This is a genomic window from Aeromonas sp. 160P (assembly GCF_055193095.1).
This window is the reverse complement of record NZ_JBUXKV010000001.1, coordinates 4,431,818-4,450,083: the sequence shown is the minus strand read 5'-3', so window position 1 is coordinate 4,450,083 and position 18,266 is coordinate 4,431,818. Positions and strand designations below refer to the sequence as shown.

At 59.1% G+C, this 18,266-nt stretch carries 15 protein-coding genes and 7 tRNA genes; 13 read left to right on the top strand and 9 right to left on the bottom strand.

The window, feature by feature from the left end; translation table 11 throughout:
* The first annotated feature begins 157 nt into the window (after nt 1-157).
* Nucleotides 158-1,447: a glutamate-5-semialdehyde dehydrogenase gene (locus ACY8FN_RS20620; RefSeq protein ID WP_463101204.1), complete on the top strand. Its 1,290-nt coding sequence runs from the start codon at nt 158-160 to the stop codon at nt 1,445-1,447.
* A gap of 96 nt (nt 1,448-1,543) precedes the next feature.
* Here the strand turns inward: ACY8FN_RS20620 and ACY8FN_RS20615 are convergent, their stop codons facing one another.
* The 5 genes from ACY8FN_RS20615 to rsgA are packed head-to-tail and all read right to left on the bottom strand — an operon-like array spanning nt 1,544 to nt 4,426.
* A complete protein-coding gene (locus ACY8FN_RS20615; protein ID WP_101321334.1) occupies nt 1,544-1,933 on the bottom strand; it encodes a hypothetical protein in 390 nt (129 codons plus the stop codon).
* A gap of 2 nt (nt 1,934-1,935) precedes the next feature.
* Nucleotides 1,936-2,187: a DUF2960 domain-containing protein gene (locus ACY8FN_RS20610; protein WP_042018474.1), complete on the bottom strand. Its 252-nt coding sequence runs from the start codon at nt 2,185-2,187 to the stop codon at nt 1,936-1,938.
* The gene (locus tag ACY8FN_RS20605) at nt 2,177-2,461 is read right to left on the bottom strand and encodes a VF530 family protein (protein WP_042018472.1); all 285 of its coding nucleotides are present in this window, start codon (nt 2,459-2,461) and stop codon (nt 2,177-2,179) included. Before ACY8FN_RS20605 ends, ACY8FN_RS20610 begins: the two co-directional genes overlap by 11 nt.
* Nucleotides 2,458-3,348: an archaetidylserine decarboxylase gene (gene asd / locus ACY8FN_RS20600; RefSeq protein ID WP_463101055.1), complete on the bottom strand. Its 891-nt coding sequence runs from the start codon at nt 3,346-3,348 to the stop codon at nt 2,458-2,460. Before asd ends, ACY8FN_RS20605 begins: the two co-directional genes overlap by 4 nt.
* A 43-nt stretch (nt 3,349-3,391) precedes the next feature.
* Entirely contained in the window at nt 3,392-4,426 is a 1,035-nt protein-coding gene (gene rsgA, locus ACY8FN_RS20595) for a small ribosomal subunit biogenesis GTPase RsgA (protein ID WP_042018620.1), read from the bottom strand.
* Nucleotides 4,427-4,518: 92 nt separating this feature from the next.
* Between rsgA and orn the strand changes: the two genes are divergently transcribed.
* The 8 genes from orn (at nt 4,519) to ACY8FN_RS20555 (ending at nt 6,134) form a co-directional block, all read left to right on the top strand.
* The gene (gene orn / locus ACY8FN_RS20590) at nt 4,519-5,064 is read left to right on the top strand and encodes an oligoribonuclease (RefSeq protein ID WP_438538483.1); all 546 of its coding nucleotides are present in this window, start codon (nt 4,519-4,521) and stop codon (nt 5,062-5,064) included.
* Between the two features lie 178 nt (nt 5,065-5,242).
* Nucleotides 5,243-5,318: transfer RNA gene (locus ACY8FN_RS20585), tRNA-Gly, on the top strand.
* A 36-nt stretch (nt 5,319-5,354) separates the two neighbouring features.
* Nucleotides 5,355-5,430, top strand: a tRNA-Gly gene (locus ACY8FN_RS20580).
* A 31-nt stretch (nt 5,431-5,461) separates the two neighbouring features.
* Nucleotides 5,462-5,537, top strand: a tRNA-Gly gene (locus ACY8FN_RS20575).
* 117 nt (nt 5,538-5,654) lie between these two features.
* A tRNA-Gly gene (locus ACY8FN_RS20570) sits at nt 5,655-5,730 on the top strand.
* A 25-nt stretch (nt 5,731-5,755) separates the two neighbouring features.
* Nucleotides 5,756-5,831: transfer RNA gene (locus tag ACY8FN_RS20565), tRNA-Gly, on the top strand.
* Nucleotides 5,832-5,958: 127 nt separating this feature from the next.
* A tRNA-Gly gene (locus ACY8FN_RS20560) sits at nt 5,959-6,034 on the top strand.
* 24 nt (nt 6,035-6,058) lie between these two features.
* Nucleotides 6,059-6,134 (top strand) — tRNA-Gly (locus ACY8FN_RS20555).
* 410 nt (nt 6,135-6,544) lie between these two features.
* On the opposite strand, the gene ACY8FN_RS20550 is transcribed toward ACY8FN_RS20555, so the two are convergent.
* The 3 genes from ACY8FN_RS20550 to ACY8FN_RS20540 form a co-directional block, all read right to left on the bottom strand.
* Complete coding sequence (locus tag ACY8FN_RS20550; RefSeq protein ID WP_005317918.1) at nt 6,545-6,754, bottom strand: cold-shock protein; 210 nt, start codon at nt 6,752-6,754, stop codon at nt 6,545-6,547.
* Between the two features lie 271 nt (nt 6,755-7,025).
* Complete coding sequence (locus ACY8FN_RS20545; protein WP_463101054.1) at nt 7,026-7,685, bottom strand: LysM-like peptidoglycan-binding domain-containing protein; 660 nt, start codon at nt 7,683-7,685, stop codon at nt 7,026-7,028.
* Between the two features lie 99 nt (nt 7,686-7,784).
* The gene (locus tag ACY8FN_RS20540) at nt 7,785-9,887 is read right to left on the bottom strand and encodes a methyl-accepting chemotaxis protein (RefSeq protein ID WP_463101053.1); all 2,103 of its coding nucleotides are present in this window, start codon (nt 9,885-9,887) and stop codon (nt 7,785-7,787) included.
* Nucleotides 9,888-10,161: 274 nt separating this feature from the next.
* Here ACY8FN_RS20540 and gltX point away from each other — a divergent pair, with 274 nt between their 5' ends.
* Nucleotides 10,162-11,577, top strand: coding sequence for a glutamate--tRNA ligase (gene gltX / locus ACY8FN_RS20535; RefSeq protein ID WP_068977804.1), 1,416 nt, complete (start codon nt 10,162-10,164; stop codon nt 11,575-11,577).
* A gap of 151 nt (nt 11,578-11,728) precedes the next feature.
* On the opposite strand, the gene ACY8FN_RS20530 is transcribed toward gltX, so the two are convergent.
* Nucleotides 11,729-12,979, bottom strand: a complete 1,251-nt coding sequence (locus ACY8FN_RS20530) for a methyl-accepting chemotaxis protein (protein ID WP_139728505.1) — start codon at nt 12,977-12,979, stop codon at nt 11,729-11,731.
* A gap of 100 nt (nt 12,980-13,079) precedes the next feature.
* Here ACY8FN_RS20530 and ACY8FN_RS20525 point away from each other — a divergent pair, with 100 nt between their 5' ends.
* The 3 genes from ACY8FN_RS20525 to putA all read left to right on the top strand — a co-directional run bounded on the left by ACY8FN_RS20525 (nt 13,080) and on the right by putA (nt 18,070).
* Nucleotides 13,080-13,832 (top strand): potassium channel family protein, encoded by a 753-nt coding sequence (locus ACY8FN_RS20525; protein WP_162515575.1) that lies wholly within the window; start codon nt 13,080-13,082, stop codon nt 13,830-13,832.
* A 146-nt stretch (nt 13,833-13,978) separates the two neighbouring features.
* Nucleotides 13,979-14,584 (top strand): TIGR04211 family SH3 domain-containing protein, encoded by a 606-nt coding sequence (locus ACY8FN_RS20520; protein ID WP_101323797.1) that lies wholly within the window; start codon nt 13,979-13,981, stop codon nt 14,582-14,584.
* Nucleotides 14,585-14,905: 321 nt separating this feature from the next.
* Entirely contained in the window at nt 14,906-18,070 is a 3,165-nt protein-coding gene (gene putA / locus ACY8FN_RS20515) for a bifunctional proline dehydrogenase/L-glutamate gamma-semialdehyde dehydrogenase PutA (RefSeq protein WP_463101052.1), read from the top strand.
* Nucleotides 18,071-18,266: the final 196 nt, after the last annotated feature.

Below are 18,266 nucleotides of genomic sequence, written 5' to 3'. Positions count from 1 at the left end.
GTATTACTAACCCGGTGCCAACGATGGCTACGGGATCTGTGGGCGATCCATCGAGACGACATGGTGCTGCTCTGAGTGGGTTGGTACTACTAGCCCAGAGCCAACGATGGCTACGGGGTCTGTGGGCTATCCACCGGGATGATATGGTGCTGCTCTAATCAGGGCGGCACAGCATGAACAAAAGGGAACTGAGATGAGTCTGGAGAAAATGGGGCAGGCGGCCCGTGAAGCCGCCTATCAGCTGGCCACCATCAGCACGGCGCAGAAGAATCGGGCGCTGGCCGCCATCGCCGACGAGCTGGAGGCGCACAGCGAGCAGATCCTGGCTGCCAACGACAAGGATATCGCGGCAGGCCGTGAGGCGGGCCTCTCCGAGGCGATGCTGGATCGGCTGCAGCTCAATCCGGCACGGCTGGGCGGGATTGTGGCCGATGTGCGCAAGGTGATCACTCTGGACGATCCGGTCGGCGCTGAAATCGACAGCCGGGTGCTGGAGAACGGCCTGCGGCTCTCCCGTCGTCGGGTACCCATAGGGGTTATCGGCGTCATCTACGAGGCGCGCCCCAACGTCACCATCGACATCGCCAGCCTCTGCCTCAAGACCGGCAACGCCAGCATACTGCGCGGCGGGCGCGAGACCTTCCACTCCAATCTGGAGCTGGTGCGGGTGATCCAGCGTGCGCTAGCCGCCTCCGGTCTGCCTGCCGAGGCGGTACAGTACATCGACAACCCGGATCGGGCGCTGGTCGGCGAGTTGCTGCGCCTCGATCGTTATGTGGACATGATCATCCCCCGCGGCGGTGCCGGGCTGCACAAGATGTGCAAGGAGAACAGCTCCATCCCCGTTATCATCGGCGGCTTTGGCATCAGCCATATCTTCGTCGATGCGAGCGCCGATCTGGTGCGATCCCTGGCTGTGATCGACAACGCCAAGGTGCAGCGCCCCTCCGCCTGCAACGCTCTCGATACCCTGCTGGTGCACGAGAAGGTGGCTGCCACCTTCTTGCCGCAGCTGGTGGCGCTGATGAATGAACGCAAGGTGACACTGGTCGGTGCGGCCAATGCCATGGGGCTGCTGGTGGGCGCCGACAACCTGTGCGAGGCGGGGCCGGAAGATTTCGATACCGAGTGGCTGGGTCTGACCCTGGGGGTCAAGTTGGTGGCGGATGTCAACGAAGCGCTGGCCCATATGCGCGAGCATAACGCCGGTCACTCCGATGCCATCCTCACCAACGATCTGGCCAACGCCGAGCGTTTCGTCAACGGAGCCGGTTCGGCGGCGGTTTACGTCAACGCCTCGACCCGCTTTACCGATGGCGGCCAGTTTGGTCTGGGGGCCGAGGTGGCGGTTTCGACCCAGATGCTCCATGCCCGTGGCCCCATGGGGTTGACCGAGCTCACCAGTTACAAGTGGGTGGGGCAGGCGGATTACCTTATTCGCGCCTGATAACGCCATGTTTACCTGCAAAAATGCCGACCACTGGGTCGGCATTTTGTTTGGCTGGTATCGCGCAGATACCACGCAGTGCGCTATCCCTTGGGGTTATTCCCCCTGATAAAGCACCTTGTCACCGGACTTGAGCACATAACCCTTCCAGATAAAGAGGGTGTAGTCGCCGCCCAGCCAGGACCAGTTGCCTTCTGCACCCTGACGGGTCAGAGCAAGCATCTCGCCGCTGGGCAGATGCAACTCGGCCAGCGTCTGGTCGGCATTGAACAGCACGAAGGCGCTGCTGGTCTGGCTGGTGTCGGTCGGATTGAGCCGTACACCCTGTTCAAACAGGCGCACGCACTGGTTGGCCAGTGGTGACCACTGGTAGCCAGCACTGGCAAGGCAGCCGTGATTGTCGTGATCATTACCTACCATAGATGGCTCCGGTGCGCTGCAGGCAGCCAATAAGAGAGAGGCGGTCAGCAGGGTCAAGGTTCGCATGGTTACTCCTGATTATCTCGTTCAATGACGATGTTGGAAAATCCCAACTCTTTGAAGTAGTTCTCCTGGTAATCCTTTACGCTTTTCTTGTCACGACGACAAACCTGAGCCAGTTGGGCCTCCATGGCGTGGAAACTGGCGAGATCCAGCCCTTCGGCAGCGGCAATGGCATCGTAGATGCTGCGGAACTTGTCGTTCGCGTAGCCGAGCTCTTTAGCCTGTTTTTTATAGGTATAGGTAATCTTAAACGCCATCTGGCCCTTCCTTCTTCGATTTGGCTTGCTTGCGCTGGACGTAGAGGTAGAGGCTCTCCACCTTTTCCCGTGCCCACGGGGTCTTGCGCAAAAACTTCAGGCTGGACTTGATGCTGGGATCTTCAGTGAAACAGCGGATATTGACTTGCTGCCCCAGCTCTTCCCAGCCGTAGTATTCGACCAGTGCGGTGACGATTGCTTCCAGCGTCAGCCCGTGCAGCGGGTTGTTTTTCTGCGCAGAGCCTGGCTGTGCAGGGGGTTGCTGCTCGCTCATGCGTGCTCCGTCAGCTTGGCAAAGGGTTGACCCATGCGAGTGGTCACACCGTTGGTCAAGTGGGATTCAAAGCCAGCCAGCATCCCGGGGCCAAACAGACAGACCACGGTACTGCCCAGTTTGAACAGGCCCATCTCGGCGCCTTTTTGCAGAGTGATAGCCTCATCACCGCTGTAATCCCAGCGCACCACTTCCTTCTGGCCACACACACCTTTCTGCTTAGCCGGCGCAATGTTGCCGGCCCAGATGGTTTCGATGCTGGCGACGATGGTGGCACCGACCAGCACCAGTGCCATCGGGCCGTGCGGGGTGCGGAAAGTAGCAACCACCCGCTCATTGCGGGCGAACAGGTTAGGCACGTTCTCGGCAGTGAGCGGGTTGACGGAGAACAGATCCCCCGGCACAAACACCATGCTCTCCAGCACGCCATCGAGCGGCATGTGGATACGGTGGTAATCCTTGGGCGCCAGATAGATGGTAGCGAAATCGCCGCCTTGGAATGGTGCCACCAGATCCTGATAACCGCCCAGCAGCTCACGGGCGCTGTAGTCGTGGCCCTTGGCCTGAATGATGCGGCCCTGATGGATCGGGCCGAGCTGGCTGACGGTGCCATCCACCGGCAGCGCCAGGGTCATGGCATCTTCAACTATCGGGCGGATACCGGGCTTGAGCTCACGGGTGAAGAACTCGTTGAAGCTCTTGTAATGGGCCGGACTCTCGTGCAGCGCTTCACTCATATCGACCTGATACTGCTTGATAAAGGTCTCGATGACGCGGGTGGTCAGGTTACCGGCTTGCGCAGCCGCAAACTTGCCGACCAGACGGGAGAGGGCATGCTTGGGCAAACAGTATTGACCGGCAATTTTAAGGTTGTCAGTAATGCTCATGTTGATCATCAGCTCTTAGTCAAAAGAGGGGGTGAATAGCGGGTCACAGTCGGGCCTGTTGCCGACCGTGACGGGCTTCCTGCATGGTTTCCAGGATGCGGTGATAATTGTAGAATCGATCGGCACTGATTTGGCCGCTATTGACGGCACCACGCAGTGCGCAGCCTGGGTCATCTTTGTGGGTACAGTCGCGAAAACGGCACCCCCCCAGATAGTCGCGAAACTCGATAAAGCACCAGGTGATGCGATCGGCTTCCAGATGCCAGAGGGCAAATTCGCGGATCCCCGGGGAGTCGATCAGATCGCCACCGCTCGGGAAGTGATAGAGTCGGGCCGTGGTAGTGGTGTGCTGGCCGAGCCCCGAGTTTTCCGAGACCTCGCCAGTGAGCACTCCCAGCCCCGGCATCAAGGCGTTGGTCAGGGACGATTTACCTACCCCTGACTGGCCGACGAAGATGCTGATCTTGCCTTCGAACTGGGCCTTGAGCTCGTCAAGCCCTTCGCCGCTCTCGCAACTGACCAGGATCACTTGATAGCCCAGCTTGCGATAGGGGGTCAGCTGCTGCTCAATACGCAGACGCGCTGCATCATCCAGCAAATCGACTTTGTTCAGCACTATGAGTGGCTGGATCTCCACATCCTCGGCGGCCACCAGATAGCGGTCGACGATGTTGGTGGAGAACTCGGGTAACACCGCCGAAACGATGATGATCTGGTCGATATTGGCTGCGATGGGCTTTACCCCGTCGTAGAAGTCCGGCCGGGTCAGCACTGAATGACGGGGATGAACCGCCTCGATGACCCCGGCGGTCGCGGCATTGAGGCCGGGACGCCACACCACCTTGTCGCCACACACCAGGCTGCTGATGCTGCTGCGCCGCAGATTGCTGCGATGGATGGTGCCGTCAGTCGCTTCGACGTCTGCATGCTGACCGAAACGACTGATCACCATCCCTTCAATAGCCGGGCCAAACAGGGTGTCATCCACCACTGTGGTGTGATCTTTTTGCAGTCGCCGCTCGCGGTTAGCCTGGACGCGCCTTTGTTGACCCAGATTGAGTTTTGCTTTCTTTGCCACTCGATTCGCCAGTTTATGAACAGATCCAAAGCCAGTATGATACATGCAAATTGGCAAAATTCCGCCATTCCTCCCATATAGAGAGAGTAATCATGACAGTCAGCGCGCAGAACCTGGTATGGATCGACATGGAAATGACGGGTCTGGACCCTGAAGAGTGTGTCGTTCTGGAGATTGCCACCATAGTCACCGACAAGGATCTGAATGTGCTGGCACAAGGCCCGGTCATCGCCATTCACCAGAGCGATGAAGAGCTGGCCAAGATGGACGACTGGAACGTCAATACCCACACCAAGAGCGGTCTGGTGGCCCGGGTCAAGGCGAGCCAGCATGATGAAGCCAAGGCGGTTGCCGAGACCCTCGAGTTTATTCGTCAGTGGGTGCCGGAGCGTACCAGCCCGCTGTGTGGCAACAGCATTGGTCAGGATCGCCGCTTCATGGTCAAGCACATGGCCGAGCTGGAAGCCTTCTTCCACTACCGCAACGTCGATGTCAGTACCATCAAGGAGCTGGTGCGTCGCTGGCAGCCGGAGTTGCTGGATCAGTTCACCAAGAGCGGCTCCCATCAGGCACTGGATGACATTCGTGAATCCATTGCAGAATTGCAGTTCTATCGCAGCCACGTCTTCAAAATCTGAGTACCAGGTAAGGAGTTAGCCTGGTTTGGTTGCTAAAAGCGGCAGTTCGGCCAGCTTTTGAGCGAACGCGCGCAACCAGATAAAAAAGCCCTTGCAATTGGAACGACTGCTCTTATAATTCGGCTCCCGTACAGTAGCGCAAGCAACCAAATGCTGTACGACCTGTTTTAAGGTAGTTGCGGGAATAGCTCAGTTGGTAGAGCACGACCTTGCCAAGGTCGGGGTCGCGAGTTCGAGTCTCGTTTCCCGCTCCAAAAAGTGATGATGAAACTGGTTCAATCCAGCCCGATGCGGGAATAGCTCAGTTGGTAGAGCACGACCTTGCCAAGGTCGGGGTCGCGAGTTCGAGTCTCGTTTCCCGCTCCAATCATCATTGCACCTTCGAACACAATTTGTTGCGGGAATAGCTCAGTTGGTAGAGCACGACCTTGCCAAGGTCGGGGTCGCGAGTTCGAGTCTCGTTTCCCGCTCCAATACATGTATTGCCGGAGTAACAGAGTTGGTAGAGCATGATCTGTGCTTGCCAAGGCTGGGGTCGCGAGTTCGAATCTCGTTTGCCGCTCCAATCTATTTGCAAATGACATTCCGTTGCGGGAATAGCTCAGTTGGTAGAGCACGACCTTGCCAAGGTCGGGGTCGCGAGTTCGAGTCTCGTTTCCCGCTCCAAATTATTTGCAAGTGACAATCTGTTGCGGGAATAGCTCAGTTGGTAGAGCACGACCTTGCCAAGGTCGGGGTCGCGAGTTCGAGTCTCGTTTCCCGCTCCAATACGTTTTGCCGGAGTAGCCAGGTTGGTAGAGCATGATCCGTGTTTGCCAAGGCTGGGGTAGCGAGTTTGAATCTCGTTTCCTGCTCCAAAGAGTTTTACTAGATATGTGTAAGTGATATTCCGTTGCGGGAATAGCTCAGTTGGTAGAGCACGACCTTGCCAAGGTCGGGGTCGCGAGTTCGAGTCTCGTTTCCCGCTCCAATCACTTGCAAATGACATTCTGTTGCGGGAATAGCTCAGTTGGTAGAGCACGACCTTGCCAAGGTCGGGGTCGCGAGTTCGAGTCTCGTTTCCCGCTCCAATCTCTCTCCTCGAAGTACATCCATCCAATATCTCAAAACACTCACTGCCACATCCAGTTGGTAGAGCATGATCCGCGCCTTGCCAAGGTTGGGGTCGCGAGTTCGAGTCTCGTTTCCCGCTCCAATCTCTCTCCTCGAAGTACATCCATCCAATATCTCAAGACACTCACACCAATCCTTCTCTCTTCGTGGTTGCATTATCTATTTGAATTGCCCGTCACATCGCGCTGCGATGCTTTGTCGTATCTGGCGTTTACCCAGTGCGTCTCTGCCGCCTCCTGCAAACAGGGAGGGGATGGGGGCTCACACAGTGGGTTGAACGGGACAAGTGGTTGTGACCGAAGAGGGCAAATTGCGGGCAAAAAAAGAGGAGGGGCCTTGGCTCCTCCTGCATATTCACTGGCGTGGCTTAGAGCAGGGTAACGTTCTCAGCCTGAGGACCTTTTTGGCCCTGAGTCACAGTGAACTGGACTTTCTGACCTTCAGCCAGGGTTTTGAAACCAGTGCTCTGGATGGAGGAGAAGTGAACGAAAACGTCCGGTCCTTGGGATTGCTCGATAAAGCCAAAACCCTTGGTTTCGTTGAACCATTTTACCTGGCCGGTGCGAATGTCAGACATGTGCTAAATCCTATCAATTACGAAATGAAACTAAGCCCGAGGTGGGCTGCATTTGCCTTGCAAGCAGGGGTTGGCTCATGACTGACCACGTCTCTTTGTCCCAGTAGCACGTAGAACAATCCCCGTTTAAAGCACAAACGATTGTACGTTAGCGCAGATCCTTGTCAATTTGCCCTCTTTCGTTTTTCGAACAAGCTAAAAATATTGTGAAGTCAGTAGCTTATTTGAAGGCAATTGACCAAAAAACGGGAGGCCAGCGCCTCCCGTTTTGTTATTCCTTGAGGGCGAACCCTTCGCCCTGCCGGTCGTAGCGGTAGACCGCCTGACCGTAGGAGCGGATCTCTACCCGCTGGATGCGGCGAGTGTCGTCCACCAGGATGAAGATGGCGCGGCCCGATTGCAGGCGGGTCAATGGCCGATCTGGCCCCTCGATGGCGATCAGGCGGCTCAGCTCCGCACCCGGCAACTCGAATTTGCGCCAGATGGAGTAGAGGGTCTCGCCAGCCTTCACCTCATGTTGCAGCCAGGTACCGTTGACCTTCTCCTCGACCACGGGTTTGGCCGCCGCGGAGGTAACGTTACCGGCAGTCAGTGCTTGCGCCGGTACCGCCAGCGGCACATCAAGCGAACCGGATGGGGCCGCTTGGGGGGCGGTCGGGGCCGGCTCCCAGGCCAGCACCAGCAGCCAGAGCGGGAGCAGGATCAACAGCCCTATGGTGTTTTTGCGCGGCAGCGGGCTGGACAGCTTGAATTTGCCCGCTTTGGCATCCTGGCGACGTTGGCCCAGGCTGCTCATCCCTTGGCCAAAACGTTGGCGCAGGGACAGAGTCACGGCATTGATGCGATGGAGCAGGGATCCTTGAGATTCGTCTTGGCGACGCAGCTGGGCTCGTCTGTTATGGCCTCGTGGGCGACGGTCCGGGGTGGGCACGGCATTTACCTCTCACTACATTGCCTGCCATCAGGCAAATTCGTTGCCTATGGTAAACGTACTCGCCCCCGAGGGGGAGAGTACCGGAGAGGAAAATTATCAGCTGAGACGAAATTGTCCCAATAATTGCTGCAATTGATCGGCTGCCTGACGCAATGCCTGACTGGCTTTGGCCGTATCGGTTGCATCCTGAGCAATGTCGTTGGCCAGTGCATTGGTTTTTGACAGGTTGCCGGAGACAGTCTCGGAGACCGAGCTCTGCTCTTCGGCAGCGGAGGCGATCTGGTAGGTCATGTCGTTGATAGTGGCAATGGCCTTGTAGATGGTGCCCAGCGCCTCTTCCGCCAGATCCGCTTCGCTCACCGCCTGATGGGTCAGCTGCTGGCTGTGGGTGATGGTGTTGACCGCATTGGCGGAGCTCAAGCGAATTTTTTCGATCAGCTCCTGGGTATTTTGTACTGCTTGCTGGGTGTTACCCGCCAGTTTGCGCACCTCGTCAGCCACCACCGCAAAGCCGCGTCCCTGTTCACCCGCCCGCGCCGCCTCGATAGCTGCGTTGAGCGCCAGTAGGTTGGTCTGGTCGGCAATCCCCTGAATGACGGTGAGGATGCTGGTGATCTGGGTGCTGTCATGGGCCAGCCCTTCGACTACCTCCGCCCCTTTACCGGCTTCTGCCGCGACCTTGTGCATCGACTGGATCACCTGCTGGAAGCGTACCTTGCCCTGTTCGGCTGCGCTTTGCGCCTGTTTGGCCGAGTCGGCGGTGTTGTTGGCATGGGTAGCCACCTCCTGACTGACATAGGACATCTCCTGCACTGCGGTCAGCATCTGCTCCATCTCTGCCTGGTGATGCTGCAAGTTATTGTCGGTTTGACCGGCGATGCGGTCGGTATCGCTGGCGTGGCGGTTCACCTCGCTGGCCGTGTTCAGCACCTCCCCGAGCAGCCCCTGCAGCTTGTCGATAAAGCGGTTGATCCCTTTGGCCAGATCCCCCAGCTCGTCCACCGAGCGGGTCGCGAGGCGCTTGGTGAGGTCACCTTCACCATCAGCAATATCATCCACCAGGCTGACCATCTGACGGATGGGGCCTGTGATGCTGCGGGCGATCACCAGCATGGTGGCCAGTGCCAGCACCAGCACGATAACGGCGCCGACCAATTGCTGGGTCATGGCAGCCTGGTTCATGTCACTCAGCTGGCTCTCCAGTTGATCGGCCCCCGCCAGTACCACCTTGTAGGGCAGGGTGACGATGATGGCCCAGTTACGGCTCATCCCCGGCACCATGATAGGCACCGAGATGCGGAACGACTCGTCCAGCTCCTGACGCTGCACTTCCGGTTTAAGGTACTGCTGCCACTGGTTGCCAAGCACCTTCTCTGCGCTACTGCCAAGCAGGCTGGCATCGCCGCTGGTGCCGGTGATGACGCCGGCGGCGCTGACGATCAGCGTCTCGCCCTTGCCGTCATAGATGTTGCTGTTGAGGGACTGGGCCTGACGGCTGATGGAGTCCACCGCCAAGTCCAGCGCGGCGATCCCCTTGAACTGACCGCCCACCAGAATGGGGGTGGTGATGGTGCTCACCAGCACCTGTTGACCGTTGATATCCACCTTGAAGGGATCGATAAGGCAGGATTGCCCTTCCCGTTTCGGGCAGGAGTAGTAGTCATTGGCGGGATTGCCAAATTGGTCCGGATCAGTTTTTTCGATGGAGAGCAGCAGGTCGGTGCCGATTTGATCCTTGTCGCGATAGAAGTAGGGGACGAAGCGACCCTTGCCGTCACTGCCGAGTGCATTCTGGCCGGCGAAGGCGGCATCCTGACCGTCGAAGCCGTTTGGTTCGAAGCCAGCAAAGGCGCCGTAGAGCTGGGGTTCCAGCGCGAGCTGTGCCTTGAGCAGATCGATAGCCTGCTGGCGATCCAGTGGCAGCTTACCCTGTTGCTGCAACGCGAGGGCGCTGGCCATCTGCTGGGTATAGGAGAGTCCTTTTTGCAACAATTGGGTGATGGTGGCCGCCTCGGCGCGGGCGTTGGCGCTCACTTTTTGCCATGCCTCCTGCTGCAGCGCTGCGCGGCTGGAGCTGATGGTTATCTTTTGGGTCTGTTGGCCGGAGTATTGGTTGAGCAGGATCAGGATGACCAGGGCTGCGGTCATGGCGATCCCGGCCATCACTAGAATGCGATTCTGGATAGAACGAAATTGCATCGTCTCTTCCTTGTGCGTGAGATGTGTGGTGAGCGTTATTTGGGTATCGGCTGAAGGAGGCAGCTCTCCAGCGCGATGCATAGCAAATCTGAAACAGCACTTCTGTTTTGCGATCCCCTTCAAATATCAGGCGGTAAGCGAGCGGAGCACACATTTAATCCCGCTACTTTGGCCCACAACGGCTTCATGGTTTTCCCATCCGCGATGGTCGGTGCTAAAATGCGACGGTTTTTTCTAACGAATTGGCCCAAGGCCCTCTACACAAGGCTTAAAGATGAAAGTCAAAACCCGTTTTGCTCCCAGCCCGACCGGCTTTTTGCATGTCGGCGGTGCCCGTACCGCACTCTATTCCTGGTTGTTTGCAAAGAGCCAGGGCGGTGAGTTCGTGCTGCGTATTGAGGATACTGACCTGGAACGTTCCACTCAGGAGGCGATCGACGCCATTATTGAGGGAATGGGCTGGTTGGAGCTGAACTGGGATGAGGGCCCCTACTACCAGACCAAGCGTTTCGACCGTTATAACGCCTTGATTGACGAGATGCTGGCCGATGGCCGCGCCTACAAGTGCTACTGCTCCCGCGAGCGGCTTGACGAATTGCGCGAAGGCCAGATGGCCAATGGCGAGAAGCCCCGTTATGACGGTAAGTGCCGCGATCACGCTCACGACCATCCGGCCGATGCGCCGCACGTTATTCGCTTCCGCAACCCGACTGAAGGCTCCGTGGTGTTCGACGACCACGTCCGTGGCCGTATCGAGTTTGCCAACACCGAGCTGGACGATCTGATCATCCGCCGTACCGATGGCGCGCCGACCTACAACTTCTGCGTCGTGGTCGATGACTGGGATATGGAGATCACCCACGTGGTGCGTGGCGAAGACCACATCAACAACACCCCGCGCCAGATCAACATCTACAAGGCGTTGAACGCGCCGGTGCCGGAATTTGCCCACGTCTCCATGATCCTGGGCGACGACGGTGCCAAGCTCTCCAAGCGCCACGGTGCAGTCTCCGTGATGCAGTATCGCGATGACGGCTACCTGCCGGAAGCGCTGCTGAACTATCTGGTGCGTCTGGGCTGGTCCCACGGCGATCAGGAGATCTTCACCCTGGACGAGATGATCAAGCTGTTCAGCCTGGATGCCATCTCCAAGTCCGCCTCTGCCTTCAATACCGACAAGCTGCTGTGGCTCAACAATCACTACATGCGCACTCTGGATCCGGCCCGTGTTGCCACCTTCCTGGCATGGCACATGGAAAACCAGCAGATTGACACCCGCAATGGCCCGACCTTGCCAGAAGTGGTGACCCTGCTGGCCGAGCGCTGCAATACGCTCGTTGAGATGGCCGCCCAGAGCCGCTATCTGTTCGAAGAGTACGAAGCCATTGACGAAGCCGCTGCCAAGAAGCACCTGCGTGGCGTCGCGGCCGAGCCGCTGGCGCTGGCAAAGGCCAAGCTGGCTGCACTGGATAGCTGGACCACCGAAGCGCTGCACGAGCTGATTGAAGCCACTGCCGCTGAACTGGGTCAGGGCATGGGCAAGGTCGGCATGCCGCTGCGCGTTGCCGTGACCGGTCTGGGTCAGTCACCAGGCATCGACGCCGTGATGGCGCTGGTAGGCAAAGAGCGCGTTCTTGCTCGTATCGATCGTGCGCTGGCGTATATCGAAGCGCGCATGGCTGCTGAGTAAGCTCTGCCGATGTGGCAGGCGAGGGGATAACCCGGCTCTGCCATTCGCCGAATAGAAAAAATCCGAAACCACTGGTTTCGGATTTTTTTATGGCTGCGATTTGCCCTCCTATTGGGGCTCGGCGGCTGTTATGCCCGGTCAGTGAGCGCTGTCAGATGAGCTTGAAGGAGTGGATCTGGCTGTCGAGCTCCTTGCTGTGCTGCTCGACCAGTTCCGAGGCTTCCTGCAGTTCACGGAAAACCACCACGGATCCTTCCGCGATCTGTTTGACCTGCTCCAGATTGCCGCGCATCTCTTCGGCGACCGCGATCTGCTGTTCGGAGGCGGTGGCGATATGGCGATTCATGTCGGCCACCCCCAGTACCCGCTCCACTATGGTAGCGAGCTGGGTGCCTGCCTGTGTCACCTGTTCCACCCCCTTGTCGGCCTGGCGCACGCTCTGGGCCATCAGCTCGGCGGCCTGAGCGGCATTGCCCTGCAACTGTTCGATCATCTTCTGGATCTCGACAGTGGCGGCCTGAGCCCGGTTGGCCAGCTCGCGCACTTCGGAGGCCACCACGGCAAAACCGCGGCCGGCTTCCCCGGCGCGGGCCGCTTCGATGGCGGCGTTAAGGGCCAGCAGGTTGGTCTGTTCGGAAATACTGCGAATGGTATCGACCACTGAGCCGATCTGCTCGACCCCCTGTTCTACCTGATTAACCACGCTCGCCGAGCGTTGGATGTTGCCAGAAAGGGTGTCGATGGTGCTGACGGTGTCGGCGACGCAGCGGCTGCCTTCGTGTGCCAACTGGCTGGTTTCTGCGGTGGCACGGGAGGCCTGATCCGCATGGGCTGCGACCTCGCGAATAGCGCCCACCATCTGGCTCATGGCACTGGCCAGTTGCTCAATCTGGGTGAACTCTTCGCTGATCGCTTCGTGGGCTTCTTCCATGCAGAGGGTCACCTGGGAGGCGATGTCGTTGAGCTCCTTGCAGGCGATACGCTGATTGCCGAATACCTCTTTGAGGTTCTCTTGCGAGTGGGAGACCGCCTTGGCGATGTCACCGAACTCATCACGGGATCTGAGCAACACCTTGTGGCTGAGATCCCGCTTGGCAAAGCGCTCCAGCAGACCGACCAGATAGTTCACCTGTTTGACCATCAGCCGGGAGCCGGTGAGCAGCAGGATCACGAACAGCAACCCCATGATGGCTGTCTCCATCAAACCGGTCCAGAGCAGGCGATTGGAGATGGCGTCCGCTTTGGCAGGATCGAGCCCTTCGGCGAGCAGGGTCATCTCGAGATTGTTGGCATCAAACCAGAGTTTGGTCAGTAGCATCAGGGTACTGAACACCATCAGCAGCACCACTTTGGGTACCAGACGGATGTTGCTCATTCGCTTTTCCAGCAGGTTCAACTGCATTATCATTCTCCTTTTAAAATCTGCTTATCCTTTCCCGTCAGGGCTATCGGCATTATCTGCTTTTTTATTAATCCGTAATGTATTCAACATTGGAAAATGTATGCGAAGTCACTTAACTCATCTGCGGGCGATGGATCTGCTGATGGCATTTTTGTCTATTGTGTCGGTATTGCTGGTGACGGCCCGCTGGTGGGGGCACCAGAGTGTCACCCCGCAGACCTTGCAGCTCTTCTATGACATCGACAGCCTGATCTGCTACTTCTTCCTCGCTCACTTTGCCTATGGCTGGGTGCGGGCCAGCGACAAGTGGGCATTCTTCAAGGCCAACTGGATCTATCTGCCGGGCAGCCTGCCGATGGCGGAGCAACTGCGCTGGGCGCGGTTGATCCAGTTGTGGCGGGTCTATCAGCTGATCCGCGAAAACCCGGATATCTGGGGCATGTTCCGCCGCGAGCGCAACGAGACCACCATATCTGGCATCCTGTTCCTGTTCTTCCTGCTGCTCGGGGTGGGCTCCGGCGTCATGTACTGGATTGAGTCTGGCCAGCCTGGTAGCCAGATAGAGACCCCTTACGATGCCTTCTGGTGGACGCTGGTCACCCTCTCTACCGTGGGATATGGCGATCTGGTCCCCAAGACCGAGCAGGGGCGTTTCGTTGCCAGCCTGCTGATCCTGTTTGGGGTCGGTCTGTTCGGTGCCATCAGCGGTTTTATGGCCAGTTTGTTCCTGCAGCCCAACAAGGGGGATGGCGAGACCGACAAGTGGCGCCATCACTACAACAGCCAGCAGGAGCAGCTGTTGCAGGAGATCCGCGCCCTGCGCAGCGAGGTGCGGGAGCTGAAAAACAAGTAAGGCCACGGGCGGGTAAGTTGCGAGCTGACTCGCAACTCTGCGCGCTTTATTCGGGGGCAGGTGCTTTTTCTTTGCTTGTCCTTTAACCTGCAGGCGGCTTAACATTCAACCTCTTGTCCAAACCTGAAAAAGAGAACCGATCGACCATGCGCGCCCTTCTCGGGATTTTGATCTGCTTGTGTGCCCAACAGGCACTGGCCGATACCCGTTATGTTTCAGACAACATTTTTACCTTCATCCACAACGGTCCGGGCACCCAGTACCGGATCCTTGGCAGCATCAAGGCTGGTGAACCGCTGGAGGTAAAAGCGGTGAACAGCGAGGCCGGTTTCACCCAGGTGGTGGACAGTCGTGGTCGCGAGGGATGGATCAAAAACAGCGAACTGCAGAGCCAGATCAGCCTGCGTGAGCGGCTGCCCCAGGTGGAAAAAGAGCGCGATGAGCTCAAAGACCGCCTGCAGAATCTCAACGGTGACAACGAGAAACGCTTCACCGAGAAGGATGGCCAGCTCGCTGCCCAGAGCAAGGAGATTGCTGCCCTCAAGGCCCAGCTGGTCAGTCAGGGTGAGGAGCTTGGCAATCTCAAAGAGCAGAATGACGCTTTGACCCAGAGCTACGACAACCAGGAACACGACATGCAGATGGACTGGTTTATTCGTGGTGGTGCCATGGTAGGGGCGGGGATCCTGCTCGGCATTCTGCTGCCGATGCTGCCCCGTCGTCGCAGCCGCGGCGATCGCTGGATGAATTGACCGCACAGGTCTGAATAAACTGAAGGGTCGCCGTGGCGGCCCTTCTTTTTATCTGCCTTTTGCTGGCACCGGTTGCTGTCGCCTGCGCTCGGATAGCGAAAAGCAACGGCACAAGATCGTATACAAAATGATGCCAGTTGACCCTCTTCATAGTCGGAAGGGGGACTCGTAGAGGGAGAACAAGGCAGAATTAGCGATCTTTGTTAAAGAGTAGAAACAAATTCATTTCATATAGGGTGCAACATTGTATACATTATCGGCGTTTCGGCGGCGCGTCCGCCTTTGTCGATATCAGCCTTCGGGCGTACAGGAAGACCCCCTATGTTCAAAGCGACTCACGTGCTTGCTGCTGACTACATTCCCTCCGATCTGACCGCCCTGCGCGAAGCCATCACCCAGAACTATGTGGTGGATGAAAATACCTATCTGGCCGAGTTGTCGGCCATGCTGGCGGTGGATGGTGCCGCGCTGGAGCAGGTGACCCAGCGCGCCCGCATGCTGGTGACCAAGGTGCGCAAAGAGAGTGGCTCCGGTGACGGTATCGATGCCTTCCTGCAGGAGTACAGCCTCGATACCCAGGAGGGGATCATCCTGATGTGTCTGGCCGAGGCGCTGCTGCGCATTCCCGATGCCGAGACCGCCGATGCCCTGATCAAGGACAAGCTCTCCGGCGCCAACTGGTCATCCCATTTCCGCAAAAGCGACTCCACCCTGGTCAATGCTTCCACCTGGGGGCTGATGCTGACCGGCAAGATCATCAAGCTCGACAAGAAGCTCGACGGCAACCCGGCCAACCTGCTGGGGCGCATGGTCAACAAGCTGGGGGAGCCGGTGGTGCGCTCCGCCATGTACGCCGCCATGAAGATCATGGGCAAGCAGTTCGTGCTGGGTCGCGACATGAAAGAAGCGCTCAAGGCGAGCCGCAAATCCCGCGAGCTGGGCTACACCCACACCTACGACATGCTGGGTGAATCGGCGCTGACTTTGCAGGATGCCGACAAGTATCTGACCGATTATCGCAACGCCATCGAGGCGGTGGGCAACGAGCGGATTAGCGATGGCGGCCCGGCCCCCTCCATCTCTATCAAACTCTCGGCCCTTCATCCGCGCTATGACGTGGCCAACCGCGAACGGGTGCTCGGCGAGATGTGCGAGCGGCTGGTGGGTCTGGTGCGCCTCGCCCGCGACAAGGATGTGGCCATCAGCATCGATGCCGAGGAGATGGACAGACTTGAGTTGTCGCTGGATCTCTTTGAGCAGCTCTACCGCTCCGACGCCAACCGTGGCTGGGGCAAGCTCGGCATGGTGGTGCAGGCCTACTCCAAGCGCGCCCTGCCGGTACTGTGCTGGCTCACCGCACTGGCCCGCGAGCAGGGTGACCTCATTCCGGTGCGACTGGTAAAAGGCGCCTACTGGGACAGCGAGCTGAAATATGCCCAGCAGGCGGGTCTGCCCGGCTACCCGCTGTTTACCCGCAAGGCGGGCACCGATATCTCTTACCTCGCCTGCGCCCGCTACCTGCTGAGCGAGCCGACCCGCGGCTTTATCGCCCCCCAGTTCGCCACCCACAACGCCAATACCGTGGTCAGCATTCTGGAGATGGCCGGCGATCGCCAGTTTGAATTCCAGCGCCTGCACGGCATGGGGGAGGAGCTGCACAACGCCGTGCTGAACGACAATCCTGGTCTGCACTGCCGCATCTATGCCCCGGTCGGCGCCCACAAGGACTTGCTGCCCTATCTGGTGCGCCGCCTGCTGGAGAACGGGGCCAACACCTCCTTCGTTCACAAGCTGGTGGACCCCAACACCCCGGTGGATTCGCTGGCCGAACACCCGCTGCGTACCCTCAAGCGCTACTCCGGCTTTGCCAACGACCGCATTCCGCAGCCAGTGAACCTCTTCAGCGACCGCAAGAACTCCAGCGGCGTCAATATGAACATCCTCTCCATCCAGCGCCCCTTCTTCGCCCGCTTGCAAGAGCTGGAGAGCAAGCAGTGGCTGGCAGGCCCCATCGTCGATGGCGAGACCCTCAAGCGCAGCGAAGCGCGCACCGTGCTGAGCCCGCAGGATGTGAGCCTCACTGTCGGCAAGATCCACTGGGCCGACGAGCAGGCGGTGGAGCAAGCCTTGGCATCCGCCCACACCGCCTTCCCGCGCTGGCGCGCAACCCCGGTGAGCGAGCGTGCCGCTGCGCTGGAGAAGCTGGCGGATCTGCTGGAAGCGAACCGCGAGCAGTTCGTCTCCCTCTGTACTCGCGAGGCGGGCAAGCTGCTGCAAGATGGCATCGACGAGGTGCGCGAAGCGGTGGATTTTTGCCGCTACTACGCGGTGCAGGCCCGCAGTCTGATGGGGCAGGCCACCCTGCTGCCGGGTTATACCGGCGAGCAGAACGAGCTGTTCCTGCAGGGGCGCGGGGTGTTTGTCTGCATCAGCCCGTGGAACTTCCCGCTGGCGATTTTCCTGGGCCAGGTTGCTGCGGCGCTGGCCACCGGCAACACAGTTATCGCCAAACCGGCGGAGCAGACCGGCCTTATCGCCCATCTGGCGGTGACCCTGGCCCATCAGGCCGGTATTCCGGGCGATGTGCTGCAACTGCTGCCCGGTGACGGTGCCACCGTCGGCGCCAAGCTGACGGCGGACTCGCGCATCGGCGGTGTCTGCTTCACCGGCTCCACCGAGACCGCCAAGCTGATCAACATGACCCTGGCCCAGCGCGATGGCGCCATCCTGCCGCTGATCGCCGAGACCGGCGGCCAGAACGCCATGATTGTCGACTCCACCGCCTTGCCGGAGCAGGTGGTGCGCGATGTGGTGAGCGCCGCCTTCCAGAGCGCCGGTCAGCGCTGCTCGGCCCTGCGGGTGCTCTATCTGCAGGAGGAGATAGCCCCGCGGGTGCTGGAGATCCTCACCGGCGCGATGCAGGAGCTCAAAGTCGGCAATCCGGCCGAACACAACACCGATGTCGGCCCGGTGATCGATGTCGGTGCCAAGTTGGGGCTGGATGCCCATCTGGCCCGGATGATCCCGCGCGCTCGCCTGATTGCCCAGGCGCCGATGCCAGCCGCGACGATGGAGGGGCACTTCGTCCAGCCAACCGCGCTGGAGATCGGCTCCATCCGCGAGCTGGTGAAGGAGCAATTCGGCCCCATCCTCCATGTGGTGCGCTACGCCACCCGGGATCTGGACAAGGTGATCGCGGATATCAACGGCACCGGCTACGGCCTGACGCTGGGGATCCACAGCCGCAACGAATCCCATGCCGAGGAGCTGGCAAGCCGCATCAATGTCGGCAACGTCTACATCAACCGCAACCAGATCGGCGCCATGGTCGGGGTGCAGCCGTTCGGCGGGCAGGGGCTCTCCGGCACCGGTCCCAAGGCGGGCGGCCCCCACTACTTAAGCCGCTTCGTCACCGAGAAGACCCGCACCATCAACACCACGGCGGTGGGCGGCAACGCCTCCCTGCTGGCGATGGGCGATGCCTGATCCGCGTCGATAGAGGCCGGATACTGGATGCCGGATAACAGCGGGCCGCCTTCGGGCGGCCTCTTTATTTGCACCATCCGTTTTTTACGAATGGGACAATCGGCCACGGTGGGGTCGTCAGCGACCCGTGCTGGTCGTAAGATGGGAGCCATTCGCGCGGCGTTTGCCCCTTGGTCGGCCAGCCGTGGCCAGGGTT

What these genes read in the sequence shown, in the direction of transcription:
- ACY8FN_RS20605 (WP_042018472.1), bottom strand. Translation starts at nt 2,461, where the DNA reads ATGAGCGAGCAGCAACCCCCTGCACAGCCAGGCTCTGCGCAGAAAAAC.
- ACY8FN_RS20610 (WP_042018474.1), bottom strand. Translation starts at nt 2,187, where the DNA reads ATGGCGTTTAAGATTACCTATACCTATAAAAAACAGGCTAAAGAGCTC.
- ACY8FN_RS20615 (WP_101321334.1), bottom strand. Translation starts at nt 1,933, where the DNA reads ATGCGAACCTTGACCCTGCTGACCGCCTCTCTCTTATTGGCTGCCTGC.
- orn (WP_438538483.1), top strand. Translation starts at nt 4,519, where the DNA reads ATGACAGTCAGCGCGCAGAACCTGGTATGGATCGACATGGAAATGACG.
- ACY8FN_RS20550 (WP_005317918.1), bottom strand. Translation starts at nt 6,754, where the DNA reads ATGTCTGACATTCGCACCGGCCAGGTAAAATGGTTCAACGAAACCAAG.
- gltX (WP_068977804.1), top strand. Translation starts at nt 10,162, where the DNA reads ATGAAAGTCAAAACCCGTTTTGCTCCCAGCCCGACCGGCTTTTTGCAT.
- putA (WP_463101052.1), top strand. Translation starts at nt 14,906, where the DNA reads ATGTTCAAAGCGACTCACGTGCTTGCTGCTGACTACATTCCCTCCGAT.
- ACY8FN_RS20525 (WP_162515575.1), top strand. Translation starts at nt 13,080, where the DNA reads ATGCGAAGTCACTTAACTCATCTGCGGGCGATGGATCTGCTGATGGCA.
- ACY8FN_RS20530 (WP_139728505.1), bottom strand. Translation starts at nt 12,979, where the DNA reads ATGCAGTTGAACCTGCTGGAAAAGCGAATGAGCAACATCCGTCTGGTA.
- ACY8FN_RS20520 (WP_101323797.1), top strand. Translation starts at nt 13,979, where the DNA reads ATGCGCGCCCTTCTCGGGATTTTGATCTGCTTGTGTGCCCAACAGGCA.
- ACY8FN_RS20540 (WP_463101053.1), bottom strand. Translation starts at nt 9,887, where the DNA reads ATGCAATTTCGTTCTATCCAGAATCGCATTCTAGTGATGGCCGGGATC.
- asd (WP_463101055.1), bottom strand. Translation starts at nt 3,348, where the DNA reads ATGAGCATTACTGACAACCTTAAAATTGCCGGTCAATACTGTTTGCCC.